We start from the raw sequence: 22,014 nt of genomic DNA, 5'->3' as shown, positions 1-22,014 counted from the left end.
AGTCAGGCAGATAGCATCTCTCCTTAAGTGTATATTTTTCACTGAAAACTCTTTCCTTTTTAAACGTGGAATCTGATTATAACGTTAATTGTTTATAATTGGAAGAAGTAATTTCGAGATTACCAAATTATAGGAGTGTGAATTCATGAAACTTCAATTCAACTTATTCCCAGGCGGATTATCTAAGGCGCTCACTATGAGCTATGATGACGGCCAGAAACACGATATCCGCTTGGCTGGTATTTTTGATCAATATGGAATCAAAGGGACCTTCCATTTAAATAGTGCAATGATCAATGCACCTGGGTTCTTATCGCCCGCTGATGTTAAGCATTCGCTCAGGAATCATGAAGTGTCCGCCCATTCCGTTACTCACCCACATCTAGAGCGTCTTCCTTTACCGATGGTAATTGAAGAGCTGTTCGAAGACCGTAAACGATTGGAAAAGCTGGTGGATTATCCAGTGCGAGGCATGTCCTACCCCTACGGTACATACTCTCAGGAGATAATTGCACCACTTCAGTCCGTAGGAATTGAATACAGCCGCACTGTTCACTCTACTAAACAATTTGATATGCCTCTTAATTTCATGGAATGGCATCCAACCTGCCACCATATTGAAGATCTGCATCAGGTTTGGGAGCGATTCACAATGGAAGGACCCTCCCAGAAACTAAGACTCTGTTATGTTTGGGGCCATAGCTATGAGTTCGCACAGCAGAACAATTGGGAGCTAATCGAAACCTTTTGCCAACAAGCAGGTGGACATACAGATATTTGGTACGCTACTAATATTGAGATTTATGATTATGTCACTGCCCTGTATTCACTGAAATTAAGTGCCGACAAAACGATTATCCGCAACAATTCTGCCATAGATGTTTGGGTATCTATAAATGATCAACCCGTTCAGATTAAGGGTGGAAGTATGATGACGACGAAATAATCATAAATACATAAAAAAGAGCGATGTTCAACATCGCTCTTTTTTTGTACTAATTATATTGATGTGATTCCGAATTATTTCGCTTGAAGTGTATATGTCACTGTTTTTGCTTTTTCCTCAAGGATTGGCGTGTAGGTGAAGGTCAGTACATTCCCCTTACGGCTTTTCATCCCTAACATTCTGCTCAGAATGTATTGATCTCTGCCATCATTTACTTTATCCCATTCTTTACGATCCTCACTAGTAATCAGTTGTTCACTGAGATTGACGATTTCTCCTGTACTGCTGTAGACAATATATAATTGTGTTGTATCTAATAAGCGAACGAGTGCCACATCCTCCGCGGCGTACTCCACTATGAAATCACCGGTTGCCCCGGTTAATTTCTCCATCTCAAACAACTTGCCCAAACCGCCATCCTTAGTAATATACTGAACGTTCTTCCCATCGGTCATATACACCTGAGTGGAGGGCACTTGAGGCGCATGAGGATAAGCAGAGATCATATAATGATAATCCATTTGCTGAATTATTGTACCTGCTTGAACTAGTACCTGATAGCTGTTGCTGAAATCATTAAACATAGCATAGTGATTGTCTGTTAACTGGAGCAAGTACTTGCCATTTCCAAATTTCTTGATCTCAAATCCATGATTGTAAGCGGATCCCTTGAGCGGTAGTTGGCCAATAATTACTGGTTTCCCAGCTGCTGTAGCCCGGTAATATAAATCACCGTTTTTTTGAGATATCCAATAGGATCTTCCTTCTACAGAAGCGGCAACAAATCTAGGTTCATCAACGATGTGGATAATTCCATCCGTTTTATTTAGCCCCGCTTTACCCCCAAGTACACTGACCGCAGAGACCAATGGCACGTACAACGAACCTTTTATGATACGTGGAGATTTTGTTAATCCCATCGCTCCCCCGTTCACTTTTGACGTTGTAGCACCCGCAGTGAAGATGACTTCACGCTCTGGACGTACCAGCTTGGCCGTTTTTAATTTTTGATCCCACGATAACGTATAACCCATAGCATCTGCAAGTGATTTCAAAGGTACAAAAGTTGTATTCTCCGCGATGACTTGTTTACTGCTGATTCCAATTTCTTTATAGTTGAATTGAATTTGCTTGTCTGCTTGCGCAGATGCCGATCCATACCCAGTACTTAAAATCAAAACAGCAAAGATCCCTAGCGTTACTTTCCATTTATTCATTTCTATCCGTCTCCTTCGACATTATAATCATATGTAATTAGACGGAAGATAATGGAAAAAGTTTCATTTCACCCTCTAGCAAACTCATAAAAAGCCAAAGCATCCTCCCGAGTTGGGAATCCTGCTTGCGCCAGTTTATCGCTGCCCCCGCCTTTACCGTTGTAGCTGCCTAGATGAGCTTTGAAAAAAGCTCCACAGGAAATCTCCAGGCTCCCATTCTGCGCAAACACAACCTTATTCTCCGCAGAAGTAGCTAATAATACAGGAAGATCACATTTCGAAGTCAGCTTATTAGCTAAGCTCTGTAGATCTTTTAGCGATTTATCCTCAAATACTTGTGCGATTATCTTTCCCGCTTGCTCATTTAAAAGCTCTTGCACGACATAGTCGTCATTTTTTTCTTTAAGCAGGTTAATTTCAGCTTGCAGAAGCTTTTGTTCATTTTCCCATTTTTCAATTCGATCGATAATTTCATCTTTGCCTGTATTGAATTTGGAAGATAGTGTACCAAGGATTTGCTGACTGGTATTAAATTCCTCTAAAGCCCGGTATCCACATTTAAAATAAATCCGCGTATTCCCTTTTATTTTTTCAGCTTTCAGAAGCTTAATCATTCCAATTTCACCTGTTGAGGACACATGTGTCCCCCCACAAGCGTTGTATTCAACATCTTTGATCTCAACAATCCTGATGTTCTCTGTCACTTTTGGCTGTTTAACCAATTTAAGCTGTGAAGCCTCTTCCCCTGTTACGAAATAGCTGAGAATATTGTGATTTAAGTAAATCTGCCGATTAACTTCTCTCTCTATCGAGGACAGTTGACCAGCATTCAGTTCTGGCACTTCTATATCAATGGTGCAATAATCCTCACCTAAATGAAAGCTTAAGGTCATAAAGTTATGTTTTTCTAGACAAACCGCTGAGAGCAAATGCTGGCCACTATGCTGCTGCATATGGTCAAATCTTCTATTCCAATCGAGCTGGCAAGCTACCGATTCATCATTAGGTAAACGTTCCAGCTTATGTAGTACAAGCTCTTCCTCACTGATTACATCAAGCACAGGAATTCCCTGAATAGATCCTAGATCACAGGGTTGTCCACCACCATGCGGATAAAAAGCCGTCTCCTCCAAAAGAACATAAAGACCATCTTCTCGTTCTATGGTTTCAGTCACACGGGTTTGCCAATCAGTCAGGTATGTTGAATTGTAGTATAATTTGTTGGTCATAAATGGTTTCCTCTCTTTTTTACGTTATCGACATATTAAGTTTATAGTATCATAACGGATAGTGTGAATCTTATTATTTCAAAAAAACCAGCTCCACGCAAAAGCTGCGTAGAACTGGTATTAGGGTAATTAACAAGAACAAGTAGCATCTTTTAAATTTCTAATGGCAATTGCATTTAGTCGAAGCGCTTCTACTATTGAGTCTCTTACTGCTAACAATTCAAATCTTTCACGACTGCCAATAGGCAACCTGCAAAGAATGGCTTCAATTCTTTTAAGACTTTCTTTCAGAATCACTCTTTGCTTACGCAATGCGTTCAAAGCTCTTTGAATTTTTCTCTTCTCTGCAGCAGTCATAAACTACCACCTCTTTTCGATTGTGATAGTATATGAGATGCTTATTCCCCCTTATTTGCTTGTACAATCCGGAAACCAAATAACTATATTTACTCTTTTTTGCTAGCTTCCATGATAGGAACGGACCAGTCTACATTAGTATACATTCGATTGTTTATCGTGCGTATTAATTGAAGCTGCTCGGGAATTTGTGTAAGGCCTTCGGCACGGAATTGGAAATATTTCTTTTGATTATTTGACTGAGATTGAACAATTATAATATATCCATCCTTCCATCCTTCCCCTTTGATAGAATGCGCTCCTTGTTTAGTGAGTTTGTATTCCTTGCCATCCATTGTCTTGAACATCCATTCATCATTCATAAATTCATTTTTCAATCTTCCGCTAAAATGTAATACACCTTCCTTCGCTGATACATTGTTATCGGGAGACGATTCCACTATAAAATCATTTAACATCAGCTCATCCCCGTCAAAAGCAAAGGGAATCGGATGTTCTTTCAACTTGGCTGGCTCAAATTGCACACTAGAACCATCCTTCTCTGGGATAAAATATCCATCCAATACGAAAGTATAAGGCGTATCCTGTGGTAAATATTTAAACGTATAGCTCCAGTGCATAAGTCCCTTTGTTGCCCCGGGAATGTTAGAGTAGGACATAACGCTGTTCTTATTAGGAAACTTTCTAGCATTAACACTGTGAATCTCTTCTCCTACTGTATCCTCAAAATGGAATTTCAAACCTTGTTGCTTCCATAGTTCGCCTGGAGAACGGGTCAACGCCTCTTCACTCAATTGAGTATCGAACTCAAAACGAACACCTTGCACCATATGAGTTAATTTATTCAAGGTCACAGTTAAACCGTCCGGGGAGGTGTAGCTACCCGTTAGTGGCATGGAGGTCGTTTGTTTATTCGCTTCCGTCATATCCATCGAAAAATTGAAATTCCAATCGCCTTTAAGAGTAGGGATGTTCTTGCGTTCACTTCCCAATTCAGTAATATGACCTTCGACCGTAATTCGATCAGTTTGCAGAGGTTCAGTGAAATTAGCGATCAAATAGTAAAAGTCACTGGTAAATCCTATATCGTATAACTCCCCAACAACCTTCCCTTGATCATCCTTAATCGCAATACTGTTCCCATCATTAAGGGCCAAGCGTTTTTTATCATGCTTTCCATCCGGTCCAAACAACTGTAACGCAACAATTACCCGTGTAGGATCTGCCACCGCTTCATCTATTTTGATAGTGTAGCCCTTATCCTTCACCTTAATATTAGGATGTTCTACTAACCCAAATTCTTGTGCTCGTAGAAGGCCAATGTCCATGTTGTTTTTTACAAAAAGAGAACGTAAAGTCTCTGCCAGTGTAGGAACGGAATATAAGATCACGGCACTTAGTACAACCAGTAACAACGCCGCGCCCATAAATAATCTCAGCAACTTATTGCGCTTCGGATGCTTGCGATTCCTTTGTGTTGGAGTAAATTCCTCAAGCTCAACTTGTTCCAAAGAAGCCATTACTTGAGCAGTAAATGAATCTGGTAAGCGCTCTTCATACATAGCCTGCGACCATTCAGCTTGTTCTTCAAGCTCTGCTTCGTAGATCATATTACAATGCGTACAAGTTGCCATATGTTCAGCTACGGCTTGATCTCGTAAGATAGATTTGCTTAAAATATATTCTTCGATCTCATAGGAATTTAAGCACCTCATCGGTCTTCACCTCCTGGAGTGTAATTAGCTGCTTCAAACGCTGTTTAGCCCGGTATAAATCATTTTGAATCTTGCTTAATGGAACATCTAGAACCATACACATTTCTTCGTAGCTTAAATCATTGGTATAACGAAGCAGTAAAGCCGTACGATAATTAGACGGGAGCTTCTGCATCAGGTGAAGCAGCTCTGTGCGATGCTCCGATCGCATTAATTCTTCTTCTGGATTATCTGAAAGAGAATGTTCGGCATTGTTGTCCGGCAAGCTCGCTGTTGGTCGGTCTTTTTTCCACAAATCCTTCAGTAAATTAGTCGCGATAGCATATAGCCACGCCGCAAAATTCTTATCCAAATCATGTGAGGCTAGCTTGCGGTAAGCTTTAATAAAAGTCTCCTGCGTTATGTCTTGTGCATCTTGATGATTGGCTCCCATTCCTCGCATAAGCCCATAAATTTTATTCTTATATCGATTTACAAGATACGAATAGTCTTCTTTATGTCCATCGAGAATATTTTGGATCCATAGCCTCTCATCCTCTTTTTCAACTTTCGGTACATGTCCCTTCACCTTGAAGCCTCCTTGAAGCACGATACTGTATAGACGATCCCTATTTAAAAAACTCTCACTTTATACAAAAAAAAGTAGATCTTCAAATAAAACGAAGACCTACTGTGTAATCTACCGATTACGTTTTAGAACAAAATACAACAATTGATCACGAAGTTCAGCGTCCTGCTCAAACGCTAATCGCTCTAGCAGCATTAAGGATCTAACATTCTCTGGCTCAACTGTAGCGTCAATACTAGTAAACCCCAATTTCAAGAATCCCAAATCAATAATCTCTTTCATCACTTCGTACATGTAGCCTTTGCCCCAGAACGCTCTGGATAAATCATAGCCTACCTCTGCTGTAAATTCATTGCCTACTCTTCTTAAATAATGATATCCGCAGGTGCCGATAAACTCATTATTCGCTTTTTCGAACATTCCCCATCTACAACCCGAATCGTCCAAATGATACTGAATGATCTCTTCAGCTTCTTTTAGATCTTTGCAGGGCTCAATGTCCATATATCTAGTTACTTCTTCATCAGAAAAATGTCTAAAGACTACATTTGCATCCTCTAGATTTAAAATCCGCAATTCAATTCTTTCTGTATGCAACGCAGGAAACACAATACTTTGATCGTTCAACTTAACACCTTCCATTTCTAAAGCCATAGAATCACTGAAGCGCTAAAGAAACCACTTTACTCCAATAAATTAACTCTTCATCCCTACCATATGCCCCGATACATTGAAACCCTAATGGCATGTTATTTATAGTGGCAGCTGGAATACTCACCGCAGGCGCTCCAGCATATGACCAAATGGCCGTCATTCCGGTCCATCCGGTTCGTGTTCCCCACAGCGGAGCTGTTCCTGCCTGAGCCGGCGAAACCCACAGATCAATCCCCTGTGACTTCTGCACATCTAATAGATCATTTCTGAGCTTGAGTTGTCCGCTACGATATCCTTCCAGTTCTTCCTCAGTAATGGTTCGTCCAGATAAAATAGCCTGCCGTACGGTATCATCATAAAGATCTTTATAAACATCAAATAGTGGATCATGGACTTGCGCCATTTCTCCATGTACAAACCTCACCATGGCATCTCCGTAGATAAAGCTATCTTCCCACGGCATCGCAACTGTTTTTATGCTGAACCCTGCTTCCTCAAGCTTCTTAAGCTGCTTCTGAAAGGTTATCTTGGTGTCATCCTCCAATAATGTCATGTACACACCTTCGGGTATCCCCAGTACAGGTTTACGAGCTTCTTTAAAAGGTCTCCATCCCGTTACAAGCTCAGCGGCGAGAAAGTCCATACCCTCCATATCCTGAGTGAAAAATCCAAACGTATCAAAAGATGGCGACATCAATTGGACACCATCTATAGGGATACGCGCATAACTAGGTTTAAAGCCGACCACTCCGCAAAATGAAGCAGGTGCCATAACAGAACGCAAAGTTTGTGTACCTATCGCAAATGGACAGATGCCCGCGGCAACCGCAGCAGCAGAGCCTGCACTAGAACCGCCAGGCGTATGATCCAGCTGATGAGGATTGCGGGTTGTGATAGGTCCGGCATAAGCAAATTCCTCCGTCACTGTTTTGCCGGTGAACCAAACCCCTTTTTGCCGAAGCTTTTGAATAAAACTGCCTTCAGACTTCGTCAAAGCTTGTGAGGGGAGGTTCGACCCTGCACGGGTAGGCAACCCATCTAAGTGAATTAAATCTTTGATTCCAGCAGGTATTCCATATAGCGATGGTTTAGGAATTTCTGAATACTTCTCTCTTACCCCAGCCACTTCATTTTTTATTCTATCTGCTCGGTTCTCCTCTGGCACGAAAGCACGCACGTGTGGTTCTACCTTATCGTAAAGATCTAAATATTGTGTAAGATATCTATCCATGGTTACATCTGAGATCTTATTGCCCTGAGCAAACTGAGCTAACGAAGATTTATTAATGTACATGTCTGATTGGAACCCTCCTTAATATTCACTTAAACCACTTAAACCAGGAAGCCATTTGAAGACGATTGTATTAATTTGGAACAGCTTCATGTTACTAGTTAACCTTATCTATGGCTATACTTTAGTTCTCTATTTCTATTTTCATCCACAATATTGATTACACGATCCACCCACCCTTGATAAAATTGCTCCTCATGAGAAACCAGAATCACTGTACCTTTAAATTGGATTAAAGCATTCTGTAAAGCATCTTTTGTTTCGGCATCTAAGTGATTGGTGGGCTCATCTAAGATTAAGAAATTACATGCTGTAAGCAATAAAAGACACAGCTTAACTTTAGATTGTTCGCCACCGCTGAGTGTACGGATAGGCTGTGTAACGTGACTATCTTTTACAACACATAATGCTAGATGACGACGTATTTCCTTAATAGTCAATTTTGGATAAAACGATGAGACGATTTCAATAGGTGTCATGTTATCGTTTTCCCAAATTAAATCTTGCTCGTAGTAACCAATAGAGACTTGTTCGGCAAAGCGGAAAGCCCCGGCAACACAGGAGATTTGACCAACTAATGTTTTCAGCAATGTTGATTTTCCGATGCCGTTAAAGCCTGTAATGACTATCTTTTGTCCTCCTCGAATCGAAAATGTTAATTTGGGCAGCAGCGGTTTGACGTAACCAACCACCAGATGGTCTACTCTAAGCGCAACTTGTGCATTAACAGGAAGCTCTTGAAAACGGATAGATGCTTTAGTGACAAACGTCGGTGCAGCGACTCTCTCCATACGATCCAGCTGCTTCTGACGGCCACGGGCAATTCTAGAATTAACACCAGCAACATTTTTCCGGATATATTGCTCAGTGGCTTCAATTTTTTTCTGCTGTGCATGGTACTGCCGGATATGGCTCTCGCGAAAATGCTCCTTCTGTCTCAAAAAATCAGCATATTTGCCATGATATTTCTTAATCGTTTCCCCTTCAATATCGCAAATGCTTGTTGATATTTTATCGAGAAAAGTATAGTTATGAGAGACCACAATGAAGGCTTGATCGAACGCTATCAGATATTCAGCAAGCCAGTTAATATGCGTGGTGTCGAGATAATTGGTGGGCTCGTCGAGCAATAACACATCAGGTTGTTCAAGCAACAGCTTTGCCAATATAACTTTGGTTCGCTGCCCCCCACTAAGCTGTTCAATAGGACGGTCCATCCCCATTACGTTTAACCCTAGCCCCGTAACCACTTTACTGATATTGCTCTCGATAGAATAATAGTTGAGTGCCTCGAGTCGTTCCTGAAGGTCTGCTGCCTTCTGCAAAAGCACTTCATTGCCAGTAACAGCACATTCCGCATAAAGTGCATTCATCTTTTCTTCCATTTTGTATAATTCAGTGAACGCTCGCCTTAAATAACTTTGAACTGTACTTGACCCATCAATAACCGCGTATTGATCAAGATGGCCTATTTTGATATTGGGCTGCCATTTAATCGTTCCACCATCAGGGATCACCTCGCCCGTCAGAATACCAATTAATGTGCTTTTCCCTGTTCCATTCTGACCCACCACACCTACATGCTCCCCTTTGTAGACTTCCAAAGAAACCTGTTTATACAGCACTTTATCTCCAAAAGCATGTGATAAATTAGAAACCTCAAGTAAACTCATTTACTTTCCTCTTTTCTATAATTGTTTTTAAGCACAAAAAAAGCAGAAGACACCGCGCCCTTGGGCGCAAGCCTTCTGCTTATCCGTGCACGAATAGACGGCACAAATAGATAATTGTCAGTTTGGAAACTGAACATTACAAACACAAAAGGCTGTAGACGAAAATTGTCTACAGCCTCTTAATCATTAACATCGGAAGATGGCGTAATCAAATAAGCATGAATAATCACACTAAAATGACCTAGCTATCTTTCGATGATATAAAAAGCGATTCGCTTTTTGATTAAGCTCCGGACAACGTTTCATCGTTTGTATCCGATTGTTCGGAGCAGCTTCTGGTATATAATTTTTCAGTTTCCACATGAATCATGTTGAACCATCCCTTCGTTTGGCTACATTTTAAATCGTGTACCCGCACTTGTCAACCACCATCCGAGAGGTGCTGTTATTTTTTGCGGGCGCGTTTGACCGTACCGATCCTAGTCCCTTGAGGAATTGTAATGAACTGGCTCTTCGATACACCGATAAGCTGTGAAGTATAAATACTACTATGTCCGGAGAATAAATAACTCACCACACAAGCGATAAACATGTATATGGCTCCTTCCGAACCAAACAGCTCGATCCCCATTAAAAAGCAAGCGATAGGCGTGCTAGTAGCTCCACAGAAGACAGCAATAAAACCGAGGGCAGCTAAAAAGGGTCCATACACATGTAATATTTCAGCCAAAGCATTGCCTAGTGTGGCACCAATCACAAATAACGGAGTAACCTCACCACCCTGAAATCCTGTTCCTAAGGTAAAGGCAGTAAAGATCAGCTTCCATAAAAAAGCGAACGGTGAGATATCTCCCTCAAAAGAATCCTTGATTAATGGAATTCCGAGGCCTAAGTAATCACGAGACCCTACAAGGAATACTAAGGCAATGATAATTAATCCACCTACTGCACCTTTTATCATTGGATTGCTTATCATGGCGGTGAAGATTCTTTTTAGAAAATGAGTCAGTTCACTGAAAAGCATACTCACGAGACCAAAAATTACAGAGGCCAATACCACTTTTAGAATAATCATTAAACTTAAGGCTGGAAATTCATTCACTACATAGTGTGTATGATGAACGCCCCACAATCGAGTGGTGACCAGATCACCAACAAAGCTAGCCACAAAACATGGAAGTAATGCCTGTTGACTAATAAGTCCAATGGTTACTACCTCTAGACCAAACAAAGTTCCTGCTAGTGGAGTGCCGAATATAGATCCAAAACCACCGCTAATTCCGCACATTAACAATATTTTGCGATCCATAGGACTGATTTTAATCAGCTTTCCGAACCATTCCGCAAGGCTTCCGCCCATTTGAACAGCTGTCCCTTCACGCCCAGCGGATCCACCAAATAAGTGGGTTACTAATGTTCCGAACAACACCAATGGAGCCATTCGCAAAGGTATGGTTTCTTGTCCGTCCTGAATTTGTTCTAGAATGAGGTTATTGCCTTTAGAACTGTTCTTGCCATATCGCATATATAAGAAACTAACAAGTACTCCCCCAAGAGGCAACAAATAAAGTAGCCACGGATGCTCTAAACGTACATCTGTAACGTAATCCAAGCTTTTCAGAAAAAAAGCAGAGGCGGTGCCGGATAAAATGCCAACCACACTACCAAGCACAATCCATTTGATAAAAGTACTCCAAAGTGCAAAATAACTTCGCTTCTTAGTGATTTCAAACCATCGGGTAGACCATGGATTCATCTCGACAGCTCCTAAGGACAAAATAAATTAGTCTCAACAATAAAACAGACCCCTACCAGGGAAGCTCACACTGGTAGGAGTCATTAGTCTCAGAGAGACAGTTATGGCGAACTCCATCGCCCTTTATAAAACTTAAATTATTCTTCTTCTGAATCTACGTTATGATACACTTGTTGAACATCTTCCAGGTCTTCCAAAGCATCAATCAATTTCTCGAATTGAGCTTGAGCATCTTCTGGGAGTGCCACATAGTTTTGTGGAAGCATGTTTAACTCAGCAACAGTAAATTCAGTGATGCCTGCATTTTTGAATACTTCTTGCACTGCATTGAACTGATCAGGCTCTGCATAAACAATAACTGCATCATCCTCTTCCAGCACATCGCGTACATCAAGTTCTGCATCAAACATCATTTCAATTACTTCATCAGCAGTTTTACCTTCCACACCTATAACGGCCGTAGAGTCAAACATGTAAGCTACTGATCCGCTGACACCCATATTTCCGCCATTCTTACTGAAGGTTGAACGGATCAATGGAGCTGTCCGGTTAACGTTATTTGTGAGCGCATCAACGATGATCATTGAACCGCTAGGTCCAAATCCTTCATAACGAAGCTCTTCATAATTTTCTTCAGCGCTGCCTTTAGCTTTATCAAGCGCACGGTCAATGATCGCTTTTGGTACATTGTAAGTTTTTGCACGTTCTAATACAACTTTCAGAGCCCGGTTCGCTTCTGGATCGGGTTCACCCTTCTTTGCTGCTACATAAATCTCAACACCAAACTTTGCATAAACACGACTTGTGTTTGCGTCTTTGGAAGCTTTCTTTTCTTTAATATTATTCCACTTACGACCCATATTGTTCCCGCTCTCTTTCAACATGAATTAAAAACAATTGTTACTTATTATACCCTTCTTCGATAGCTCTAGTAAAGTGCAGTAGTAGGTTAATCCTCTAAGCTGTCACAATACGCATAGAAAAAGGCTTCTGATTCAATCAGGAGCCTGCTAATTTTTTATAGATTACTGCCATATTTCATCTGCAATCTCTTTAATAAACTGCAGTTTGTCCCATTGTTGTTGATCTGTCAGATGGTTTCCTTCTTCCGTAGAGGCAAAACCACATTGTGGGCTCAGGCACAACTGATTGATATCCACATATTGCGAAGCTTCTTTAATCCGTCCTATGATTTCTTCTTTATTCTCAAGCTCACCTGACTTCGAACTGAACAAACCTAAAACCACTTGTTGATCTTTAATAAATCTAAGGGGTGCAAAATCTCCGGCCCGATCCGTATCGAACTCCAGATAGAAACCATCTACATCCACCGTTCCGAATAACACTTCTGCGATAGGCTCGTATCCGCCGGATGCTGCCCAAGTGGACGCATAGTTCCCACGGCATACATGCATCGTAATTACCATATCTGCTGGATGATCTTTTATCGCTTCGTTATTTACAAATGCGTATAGCTTAGCGATTTCGTTAACATCTACACCCTCTTTTTGACGAGCTTCCCAATATCCTTTATCACAGAGCATCCCCCATGTGCAGTCGTCCAATTGCAGATTACGGCAACCTGCCTCATAGAAGTCGCGAATAACTTCACGATAAGCTGCAGCAATATCAGCCACTAGTTCATCCTGGTTGTTGTAAACCGCTACAGTAGTCTTTTGATTGCGCTGAAGTTCAGCAAGGAACTGCGCTGGCGAAGGAATCGTTTGGCGAGCTACTACATCATTTCCCGCTATGCTAACCAATTGTCTGTAGTCAGCGATCATCGGATGGTTAGTCCCACGGATTTTTCCGGATAATTCTGCAGTTTCCGCTCTAGTCTCTACACCATTAAACAGGTAGCCCACTGGGCTGACTTTCTTTGTTACCCCTTCAAGGCCCCACATAAAATCTAAATGCCACCAAGAGCGGCGGAACTCTCCATCCGTTACACCTTTTAATCCGACCGCTTTTTGTCTTTTCACGACTCTGGTAATCTCTGTATCTTCAACCTTGCGCAATTCATCAGCGGAGATTTCATTATTTTGATATTGGACACGAGCTCTCTTAATCGTTTCCGGACGTAAGAAGCTGCCCACGATATCTACTCTGAATGGCACTTCAGTTCTTTGATTTCCTTTTTGGATGGTACTCATAGGGGTTCGTCCTCCTTCATTGTCTGTGCCTTTCTGTTGAATTCACTATAGCACTGTACAATCAGGACAGGGTAACTCCTAAAAACTATGGCCTACCATAAGCTTACGCTATAGCAGGCCACCAAATTAGCTTATTTAATTATAACCAGACCTCTCGGGCGGTTTCGATCACAAGGCGTACTTTATCCCACTGCTCTTCTTCGGTTAGAATATTTCCTTCCTCCGTAGAAGCAAATCCACACTGGGGACTTAGGCACAGCTTCTCAATATCTACATATTGCGCGGCTTCTTCGATCCTTGCCTTAAGCTGCTCTTTACTCTCCAGACCCCCATGTTTGGTTGTCACTAATCCCAACACTACAAATTGGTCTTTAATAAATCGTAAAGGCTCGAAATCACCAGCTCGTTCATTATCATATTCCAAGAAAAAGGCATCAACTTTTGTATTGGAAAAAAGCACCTCGGCAACAGGCTCATAACCACCAGCAGCGAACCAAGTGGAGCGAAAATTACCTCGGCATACGTGCAGAGCGATGGTCATATCATGCGGACGCTTCGCAATACTCTCATTAATCAGCCTAACATAATCCTTTGCTAACTGATCTGGATCTGTACCTCTACTGCGTAAATGTGCGCGATGTCTACCACTGCTCAGCGTTCCCCAAGTTGTATCGTCTAACTGGAGGTAACGGCAGCCTGCATCGTAAAATGCTTGAATCGCAGTTTGGTAAACCGCTATGATATCTTGAAATAAAGTTTCCTTATCAGGGTAAACTTCATTTCCATTAAACTCCTCCACAAAGTGAAATAATGCAGGTGAAGGAATCGTCATTTTGGGTATTCGGTCTCCCGCCATTTGCTTGAGCTTGATAAATTGCTGGAGCATCGGATGATCTTCAAAGGAAATTCGGTCAACAATTCGGAATGATTCCGCGCGCTGAACCGTTTCCGCTCTTCCACTCCCTTGGTTTAAGTTAATTTTTTCAGTTCCTTTAATTCCAACAAAGAAATCAAGATGCCACCAGGAACGGCGAAATTCACCATCTGTAACTGCTAATAATCCTACTTCCTTTTCTAGTTCCAGTAGTTTAGCAATCTCAATATTCTCTATTTCATAAAGCTCACTTCCTGTGATTTCACCATTCTCATATTGGAGGCGGGCTGCTTTAATTTCTTCCGTACGCAAGAAGCTGCCGACGATATCATAGCGAAAGGGTGGAGCATTTCTCTGGGTGCCAGTTACGGGTCTAATCATACCGATCCTCCTACAGCTATAGTAAAAAATGATTTAGATCAAAATAACTTCCGGAAACCAAGTCATTTAAGATTTCTATATACTTGGATGCCATCACACTAGGTCTGCGATCTTTATGTGCAATCCAACCAACCGTGAATACTTCATTACTCTCAAATGGAATCGTCTTCAGTCCATTACCATTCAGATCGGATGCCATGATTCCTGTACCCACCGTATAACCGTCCGTGCCCATTAATAAATTGGTCAAGGTTGCCCGGTCATTCACTTTAATATTCTTCTCAATCTGAGAAAAACTTAACATTTCCTCCGAGAAGTGAAGTGAATTGTTCTCACCTTGTTCAAAAGTAATATACGGAAAAGGTAAAATATCGTCCTGCGAAATCCTTTCCTTCTGGGCAAGCGGATGTCCAGTTCTGACATAAAGATGTGGGTCGGTATTAAAGAGTGGCGTGAATTTCAGATTACCATCACTGAACAGCTTATTCATATGCTTATAGTTGCTCTCGTTAATATAAAGAATCCCTAAATCGCTACGGAGGGTACGCACATCTTCGATGATATCGTAGGTTTGCGTCTCTCTCAAGCTGAAGTTGTACTCTGAGACATCACTTTGCTTCATGAGACTCACAAAAGCATCTACCACAAAAGCATAATGCTGAGTCGAAATGGAAAAATAGATTGGGCTACGCTTTTTCCCAGTATAACGATTCTCCATAAGCTCTGTTTGTTCAATGATTTGACGGGCATATCCGAGAAATTCCATTCCTTCTACAGAAATGCTGATTCCACGGTTCGTCCGTTCAAAGATGGTAATCCCAAGTTCATTTTCAAGCTCTTTAATAGCGTTGGACAGGCTCGGTTGAGAAACAAAGAGCTTCTTTGCCGCCTCATTCATGGAGCCACTATTTGCAATTTCGATAGCGTAGCGGAGCTGCTGCAACGTCACTCCTATTCCCCCTGTTCCAGACCTATTCGTACTGCATTCTGTTTCATACTAGCTGATATCGTAGCATAAATACATCTCTCATTCCAAGATAATCCTTTTCAGGTGCCCAATAACGCGTACTTATTGTGTTCTCTTTTTCCCAGCATCAATCTTGGCAGGATCTAGTCCTTTCCAAATATTTGGCATATCAACCTGTTCTGGATGCTCAAAAACTAAAAAGGCTGTAGGCAAATACCGCTCACCATATTGGGATGAAGGTTTATTCATAATCTCATTGTCTTTTACAAGTACCGTAGAAGATCCACCATCAAGATTAGCCGCTATCACGGCTCCATGCTTAAGCAAAATTTGCTGCACATCATAGAGATTTGCTCCAATACTATAAGTAGGCTGTCGACCGTCAATTACCACAAAAATAATAGCGCCATCTGCCCGCTGACCCATTGCTGTTCTAGGTGCAATCCCCCAACCTTCCGCTGCATTCTTAATCAATCCTTTGCCATTGACGATTAGCCGCGGGCTAAAAGTAACTGCCTCCTGAACCCCCATTTTACTAATCTCATCTAGTGTATAATTCCCGGCAACCATTTTTCCTTGTTTATCAAGACCAACAATCTGTGTAGATTTTTTACCGCCTAGACCGTTGTAATATAATTTACCTTGAGAGACTACAATTCCTATAGGTTTAAAACCGTTACCTTTCCAGTTCGGATCAGCGAACCCACCACCGTTAACTCCGGCGACAGCGCCTGTACGCTTCACCATACTGGTTACTTTTTCACCTGAACCAATCTTATTAGGTATTCCTAGCCGGACTTTGGTTGGATCATTAACAATCATTACATATCCGGTATAACCACTGCCTGAGACATTCTCAATCTCGACAAGTGGCTTCTCTACCACCTCAGGTTCGGGAGCGATCGTATGTGTATCTATTTCGTCCCCCATCTCTTCAAAGCGGGCGGTATACTCGGTTACCCGGTCCTTCAGTTGATCTTCACCTATAATATATTTAGCCATATAGCGATGTTGTGTTGTAATTAGCGTATCTGCGATCGTATAACGTAAGTTCTGAGCCGAGGGTGCAAAATAAAGCCATCCACCAGCAGCGATCATTAAGAATAAGCAGAATAAAAAAACTTTGGATAAGGTGCGAAAAAAACTTCGTTTCTTACGCTTTTTTATTGGTTTCTTAACAGGTTTCTTATTGCGTGCATTGGAACGTTGAGGTAATGATGAAGTGCTCACTTCTAAGTATTCCTCCCTAAATATTACTAATTTGATAATATGTACAACTCGTCCTTATCATAGACGATGATTTTCGTTAAAAGTTTCTGTTAAGAGAATTACTAGTTATAGTAAGTTTCTGAGCATACTCAAAAATATCGCCGTACGATTCTCATCATACGACGATTGTTAGTTCTCTTTTATAATTTCGCCATTATTTGTGGTCTCTTTATTCGCTGCAATACATAACAAATGAAGAATAGATTTATTCCCAGCAAAATAATCATAATCCCTGCTGACCACTCTAATGGATGCTTTCCACAAAATGTAACCAGTAAAGACGGCACCATCGTCAAGAAGCTTAGTGCTGAAGTAATATGTAAACCTTGTCGTGGCTTTTGCATTACCATGGATAATATTCCAGTTATAAAGATCATGAATATGCAAATCAGAAGATTATCAAAGATTAATATACTTTGTGCTGTTGAGAACCAAATGAGGCTGGTTTCATGCATAAAAATATATTGGATGAAGTTTGCTGTCAGCCAAGTAAACAATGACGATACTACCAGCATTACTAGTGAAATCAGGATTGCAATCACACTCTTCCCAATGAACATTGACTCTGTTCGTATTGGCGTTGACAATAAAGATTCAAAGGTCTTATATACTTTTTCTCCTCCAATCGAATATGAGATCATATTTACTGTTATTCGAGGCACACCTAGAGCCATAATGATGATTGGATAATAAAAGTTCAATTTGTCAAAATAAATATAGGCTAGCATCGTAAAGATGGCTGGTGCAACAATTAAGAAAAGCATGCTAAACCGAAATCGCTTTAAAGCTACGAAATATTTCCATTCATGATGAAGAACACTAGATATTTGTGATTTCATCAGTAACACCTACCTTTTTATATGATTCCGCAAAAATACGAACGATCCATTTTCTTAACTTTTATAAAGATAAAATAAGAGTTAACCCCCATCAAAACAACTAAAAATACTGCTGATAGTAAATAAGTAGCCACCATCAAATGCTGAGTAAATAAATTAAAAAGAATAACAATATAAATGTAAATCGGATAAAAAACTATAGTTAGCTTACTATTAGCCGTCTGGATATCATCAGAAGTACTGGATCTATCTACTCCTATTAAAGTGACGGTTAATAAAATTTGAATAAATAGAATCAACATACCTACCCATTCCCAAAAATTTATTTGAAAATGTTCTTTTGTGAAACTCTTCACTAATAGTATTAGAATGAATATGGATAAATAATAAACTCCACTGCTAACGAAGCAATACATACATTTTCCATAGAATAGGCTTTTGCTCTTAATTGGTGAGGATAATAATGTTTCTATCGTTTTCATTTCTTTCTCGCCCGCAAAGCTGTTGGCTGTCCATTGCTTTAACAGAATAAGTGGAAATAAGATTGATCCACTCAACAAAACAGTATCGTTCATTCGAAATACAGGAGCAACGATCCCTATGAGAACTACAGCACATAAATGAAAGATCAGAGCGCCTTTATCCTTGAAATACTCTTTTATCTGCATCCTAAAGACGATTTCTATTTCATTCATTTGGTTTCTCACCATTTTCTACCTGCATATACAGCTCTTCGAGGTCAAATTCCTTCGTTTCAATATTCTTCACATCTATCTCTAATGTGGCTAATACTTTAATCAACTTCGAAATGGCAATATTTTCTGTTAGTTCAACGATAATCGTATTTTGCTGTACCTTGTATTCAATATTTATTTCAAGACTAGACAACGCCTTATGAAGACGTTCCAAATCAGCGGACAAATCTTGGTTGCAGATAATACGGACTTTACTACTGGCTTGCTCTTTCAATGCTGCCATTGTGTTAGTATATACGTTTTTCCCATGTCGCATTATTGTGATCTTATTACAGATCTTTTTTACTTCTTCTAAATTGTGTGTGGTCAAAATAATGGTGGTCCCATACTTCTGTGCTAAATCATGCAGCATTACTCTTAAATGATCGATGCTTACTGGATCTAGTCCATTCGTGGGCTCATCTAATAGAAGGATTTCGGGTTTGTGAAGTAAGGCTCTAGTTAAAGCAACCTTCTTCTTCATCCCTGTAGAAAAACCCTTAACAGGCAAATGCTTCTTATCTAGTATTTCAAAATCACTCAATAGCTCGTCTATTCGTTTGTCGTAATCACTACGTTTCATACCATATATTTGAGCAAAATAACTTAAGTTATCATATACACTCAAAGGTTCATATAACCCAACGCCTTCTGATAAAACACCACACATTTTACGAACAGTGTCACCCTCCAGATTAGGATTACAACCAAATACAGATACTTCTCCCTCATCAGGCTCTAAAAGTCCTAATAAGAAACGAAGAGTAGTTGTTTTCCCAGCTCCATTATGTCCCAATAAGGCGTAAACATCTCCCTCCTGAATGGAGAGGCTCAATCCATTGATAGCATTTACACTCCCGAATGTCTTTTTCACATCTTTCAGTTCAATTTTCCGCATCGCACAATCCTCCTTAAGAAACCCAAAATAAGTATAGCAGACTATACATTTATTGTATAGTTAACTATACTTATTTTGATTGTGATAAAATTTTTTATTGATATAATAAGAAAGTACGACGTTGTCGTTTTTGGTTTTCATCATGAAAGCAATTTTCGATATTAATTATTACATGGGAGCATGACATGAAAACAAAAATAAGAGAATTGCGAAAAGAGCGAAAAATATCTCAAGAGGAATTAGCAAAAGCGGTTCGTGTCACTCGTCTAACCATTATTTCAATTGAGAATGAAAAATACACAGCTTCTTTAATCCTTGCTTATAAAATAGCTAAGTATTTTGGATTAATGATTGAGGAAGTATTTGATTTCTCTGAGGTGGAGGAAAATGATGAATCAAAAATATAAAGCACGGATTCAAAAACGCCTACGCGCCAAAATAGTTATCGCTGTTATTGGTGGACTTGCTGTAATAGGTACCTATTTCATTAAATTGCTCAATACCACGGCAGATTTCGCTTCTATTGATGCGTATATCACAGGATTTTTCTTTGGTATTGAAGGCGTCTGTGTGATGAACATAATACAGCTTAGAAAGCTGCTTAAAGACGAGAATGCGCTTGAAGAAATGGTGATCTATGAAGAAGATGAAAGAAATCAAAGTATCAAATTAAAAAGTTACAGCTCCACTATAAATTTTATGATTTGGTTGCTTTCATTTGGAGGTATTATCTCATCTTTCTTCAATCAGGTTATCTTTTTCACATTGGCAAGTGTTCTTGTGGTCTTGTTAGTCGTGTCTTCATTATACAGATGGTTTTATACTAGAAACTGAGTGGGGTACTTAATCTCTTTTCCATTTAAATAGCTGTCTCAGTAGTAGAATTTCTACTTGTGAGACAGCTCCTTTGCACCTCTTATTAACTACATGATTTATTTAGTGTCTTCCTACTCCACCGCCGCTGCTAGCGCTACCGCCGCCACCTGATGAGCCACCACCACCGGAAGAGCCACTATCATTGTTAGATCTGCTGCTGCTTGAAGAGCTGGAAGAATGTCTTCCTGCTCCTCCACCACTGCTGGAACCTCCACCACCATGGTTCTCGTTGCTTGAAGAGTAACGCCCTGCACCTCCACCTCTAGTAGATCCGCCTCCACCACTGTTTCCCCAGAAGCTTGATTGCGAATTGTTTGTATTCCTATGATGGTGATGATAATAACGTCTATGCCAGCGTCTGCCATAACCGTAATCAGCTTGACCATGCCAAGGACCATAACGGCGTATATTCCTTTGGCTATATGGATTAAATGGCAAACCATACATTTCTATATATCTATTGCGTCGTGAAGCAGTAAATCCAAATAAGATGAGCGAACCAAAAATTGCTGAGAAGATTAGAAAAGCCTTGCTTTTACTAACCGCCTCACCTCCAGTTATAGCAGTAGTAGAGGAAGTACCAGAGTTCGTTGTAGTTCCAGGATTAACATTGTTTCCGTTGTTTACAGTGACTCCTTGCGGATGATCCGCTCTCGCTAACAAGAAACTGTAGAACGAATTAACTGTCGTTGTAGCTCCCGTTCCGTAATCTTTTTTCACAAATTGGGGTTCAAGCACGGTATTTAAAATATTACTAATAGCCTCATTGGTTAAAACCTTGTCGATATCCTTGCCTTGTAGAACATGATAGTTGTCTCCGCCTATGTCCAATACAAGCATAACATCCTTAGGACCAGCACCTACCGAAGCAAATTTCATATAGGTATAGTCCTGCAATGTTTTATCTCCAGCATTTTTTACAGTAACCACATAAATTCCACTTCCGGTTGTTGTTTTATATCTGTTGCTGGAATCGTTCAGATAGTCTTTAGTTACTTTTTTGAGCACACCCGCATTATCGGATACGTAATTTTTGGTGCCAACATTTTCTGCCCAAGTACCGCCCATAGCTTGAATAAAAGCTCCATACGTCTTCCTAGCACCATTACTGTATGTTTTAGCTGCGAAATCCGGCTCAAGATATTGTGAAAGAATCTCTTTAATCTTACTGTTAGGCAATGATTCCTCTATACCTTTACCTTGTACCGCCCAATAATCATCATCTTTTATAGAAAGGAGCAGCAGCAGACCGTTATTTTTATCCGCAGCCCCCACACCCCAGCTATTGAAAAGCGATTTTGCATACTCTTCCATCGAAACCCCTTCAGTAGAGTCGACAGTTACAAGCACCACTTGAGCTCCAGTAGCCTGATGTAATCGAATACCGTAGTTCACCATGTAATTCTCTGCTTTCTCGTCAATCACATTCGCAAAATCATTTACATAAAATGAACCCGTATGCTTAGGTACAGCAGTTTTGGCTAAACTTACAGCCGGCAAAAGCAATACACTTAACAATAAGGCAGCAAGTGTGGTACGTAGCAGTATTTTTAGAGTTCTCGTGTTCATATGTACCTCCTGATCTATCATTATCTCTCTTATTTATCGGTTACGCGC

The 22,014-nt window shown here is 40.4% G+C and carries 21 protein-coding genes and 1 riboswitch; of the genes, 3 read left to right on the top strand and 18 right to left on the bottom strand.

The genetic code is table 11. The features are described 5' to 3' along the window. Positions 1–145 precede the first annotated feature (145 nt). Entirely contained in the window at positions 146–946 is an 801-nt protein-coding gene (locus tag MKX34_RS15010) for a polysaccharide deacetylase family protein (protein WP_076105627.1), read from the top strand. 74 nt (positions 947–1,020) lie between these two features. On the opposite strand, the gene MKX34_RS15005 is transcribed toward MKX34_RS15010, so the two are convergent. From MKX34_RS15005 to MKX34_RS14925, 17 genes are all read right to left on the bottom strand, one after another. After that, positions 1,021–2,163, bottom strand: a complete 1,143-nt coding sequence (locus MKX34_RS15005) for a copper amine oxidase N-terminal domain-containing protein (protein WP_038570823.1) — start codon at positions 2,161–2,163, stop codon at positions 1,021–1,023. Positions 2,164–2,231: 68 nt separating this feature from the next. Continuing rightward, positions 2,232–3,392, bottom strand: a complete 1,161-nt coding sequence (locus tag MKX34_RS15000; RefSeq protein ID WP_038570821.1) for a DHHA1 domain-containing protein — start codon at positions 3,390–3,392, stop codon at positions 2,232–2,234. A gap of 129 nt (positions 3,393–3,521) precedes the next feature. After that, positions 3,522–3,749: a hypothetical protein gene (locus tag MKX34_RS14995; protein ID WP_036678084.1), complete on the bottom strand. Its 228-nt coding sequence runs from the start codon at positions 3,747–3,749 to the stop codon at positions 3,522–3,524. Positions 3,750–3,838: 89 nt separating this feature from the next. Continuing rightward, positions 3,839–5,464 (bottom strand): DUF4179 domain-containing protein, encoded by a 1,626-nt coding sequence (locus tag MKX34_RS14990; protein WP_052097022.1) that lies wholly within the window; start codon positions 5,462–5,464, stop codon positions 3,839–3,841. Further along, complete coding sequence (locus MKX34_RS14985; RefSeq protein ID WP_076105626.1) at positions 5,442–6,032, bottom strand: sigma-70 family RNA polymerase sigma factor; 591 nt, start codon at positions 6,030–6,032, stop codon at positions 5,442–5,444. The genes MKX34_RS14990 and MKX34_RS14985 overlap by 23 nt, the downstream gene beginning before the upstream one ends. Before the next feature lie 111 nt (positions 6,033–6,143). Then, on the bottom strand, positions 6,144–6,686 hold the full coding sequence (locus MKX34_RS14980) for a GNAT family N-acetyltransferase (protein WP_256718494.1): 543 nt from the start codon (positions 6,684–6,686) through the stop codon (positions 6,144–6,146). Between the two features lie 4 nt (positions 6,687–6,690). Then, on the bottom strand, positions 6,691–7,980 hold the full coding sequence (locus tag MKX34_RS14975) for an amidase (RefSeq protein ID WP_076105625.1): 1,290 nt from the start codon (positions 7,978–7,980) through the stop codon (positions 6,691–6,693). 104 nt (positions 7,981–8,084) lie between these two features. Further along, positions 8,085–9,650 carry an ABC-F family ATP-binding cassette domain-containing protein gene (locus tag MKX34_RS14970; RefSeq protein ID WP_076296727.1) on the bottom strand — a complete coding sequence of 522 codons (1,566 nt, stop codon included), beginning with the start codon at positions 9,648–9,650 and terminating at the stop codon, positions 8,085–8,087. 445 nt (positions 9,651–10,095) lie between these two features. Then, positions 10,096–11,406, bottom strand: coding sequence for a voltage-gated chloride channel family protein (locus tag MKX34_RS14965; RefSeq protein ID WP_038570813.1), 1,311 nt, complete (start codon positions 11,404–11,406; stop codon positions 10,096–10,098). 67 nt (positions 11,407–11,473) lie between these two features. Next, positions 11,474–11,536, bottom strand: a riboswitch (Fluoride riboswitch). A 7-nt stretch (positions 11,537–11,543) separates the two neighbouring features. After that, on the bottom strand, positions 11,544–12,266 hold the full coding sequence (locus MKX34_RS14960) for a YebC/PmpR family DNA-binding transcriptional regulator (protein WP_036678376.1): 723 nt from the start codon (positions 12,264–12,266) through the stop codon (positions 11,544–11,546). A 165-nt stretch (positions 12,267–12,431) separates the two neighbouring features. After that, on the bottom strand, positions 12,432–13,559 hold the full coding sequence (locus tag MKX34_RS14955) for a 5-methyltetrahydropteroyltriglutamate--homocysteine S-methyltransferase (RefSeq protein ID WP_076105623.1): 1,128 nt from the start codon (positions 13,557–13,559) through the stop codon (positions 12,432–12,434). A 139-nt stretch (positions 13,560–13,698) separates the two neighbouring features. Then, positions 13,699–14,814, bottom strand: coding sequence for a 5-methyltetrahydropteroyltriglutamate--homocysteine S-methyltransferase (locus tag MKX34_RS14950; protein ID WP_036678098.1), 1,116 nt, complete (start codon positions 14,812–14,814; stop codon positions 13,699–13,701). Positions 14,815–14,830: 16 nt separating this feature from the next. After that, a complete protein-coding gene (locus tag MKX34_RS14945; protein ID WP_076105621.1) occupies positions 14,831–15,763 on the bottom strand; it encodes a LysR family transcriptional regulator in 933 nt (310 codons plus the stop codon). Between the two features lie 120 nt (positions 15,764–15,883). Next, a complete protein-coding gene (locus tag MKX34_RS14940) occupies positions 15,884–17,011 on the bottom strand; it encodes a phosphodiester glycosidase family protein (RefSeq protein WP_036678103.1) in 1,128 nt (375 codons plus the stop codon). Between the two features lie 179 nt (positions 17,012–17,190). Beyond that, positions 17,191–17,889, bottom strand: coding sequence for a hypothetical protein (locus tag MKX34_RS14935; protein ID WP_076296728.1), 699 nt, complete (start codon positions 17,887–17,889; stop codon positions 17,191–17,193). Between the two features lie 17 nt (positions 17,890–17,906). Continuing rightward, on the bottom strand, positions 17,907–18,584 hold the full coding sequence (locus MKX34_RS14930; protein WP_076296729.1) for an ABC transporter permease subunit: 678 nt from the start codon (positions 18,582–18,584) through the stop codon (positions 17,907–17,909). Next, positions 18,577–19,521 carry an ABC transporter ATP-binding protein gene (locus tag MKX34_RS14925; protein ID WP_076296730.1) on the bottom strand — a complete coding sequence of 315 codons (945 nt, stop codon included), beginning with the start codon at positions 19,519–19,521 and terminating at the stop codon, positions 18,577–18,579. Before MKX34_RS14925 ends, MKX34_RS14930 begins: the two co-directional genes overlap by 8 nt. A gap of 185 nt (positions 19,522–19,706) precedes the next feature. Between MKX34_RS14925 and MKX34_RS14920 the strand changes: the two genes are divergently transcribed. Both MKX34_RS14920 and MKX34_RS14915 read left to right on the top strand, forming a co-directional pair. Beyond that, on the top strand, positions 19,707–19,928 hold the full coding sequence (locus tag MKX34_RS14920; protein WP_076296731.1) for a helix-turn-helix transcriptional regulator: 222 nt from the start codon (positions 19,707–19,709) through the stop codon (positions 19,926–19,928). Beyond that, a complete protein-coding gene (locus MKX34_RS14915) occupies positions 19,909–20,355 on the top strand; it encodes a hypothetical protein (protein WP_143763732.1) in 447 nt (148 codons plus the stop codon). Before MKX34_RS14920 ends, MKX34_RS14915 begins: the two co-directional genes overlap by 20 nt. A gap of 102 nt (positions 20,356–20,457) precedes the next feature. On the opposite strand, the gene MKX34_RS14910 is transcribed toward MKX34_RS14915, so the two are convergent. Continuing rightward, entirely contained in the window at positions 20,458–21,966 is a 1,509-nt protein-coding gene (locus MKX34_RS14910) for a TPM domain-containing protein (protein ID WP_076296733.1), read from the bottom strand. Between the last annotated feature and the right edge of the window lie 48 nt (positions 21,967–22,014).

The organism is Paenibacillus sp. FSL R5-0636 (assembly GCF_037974255.1).
Lineage (GTDB): Bacteria > Bacillota > Bacilli > Paenibacillales > Paenibacillaceae > Paenibacillus_AQ > Paenibacillus_AQ odorifer.
This window is presented reverse-complemented; position numbering and strand designations above follow the sequence as displayed.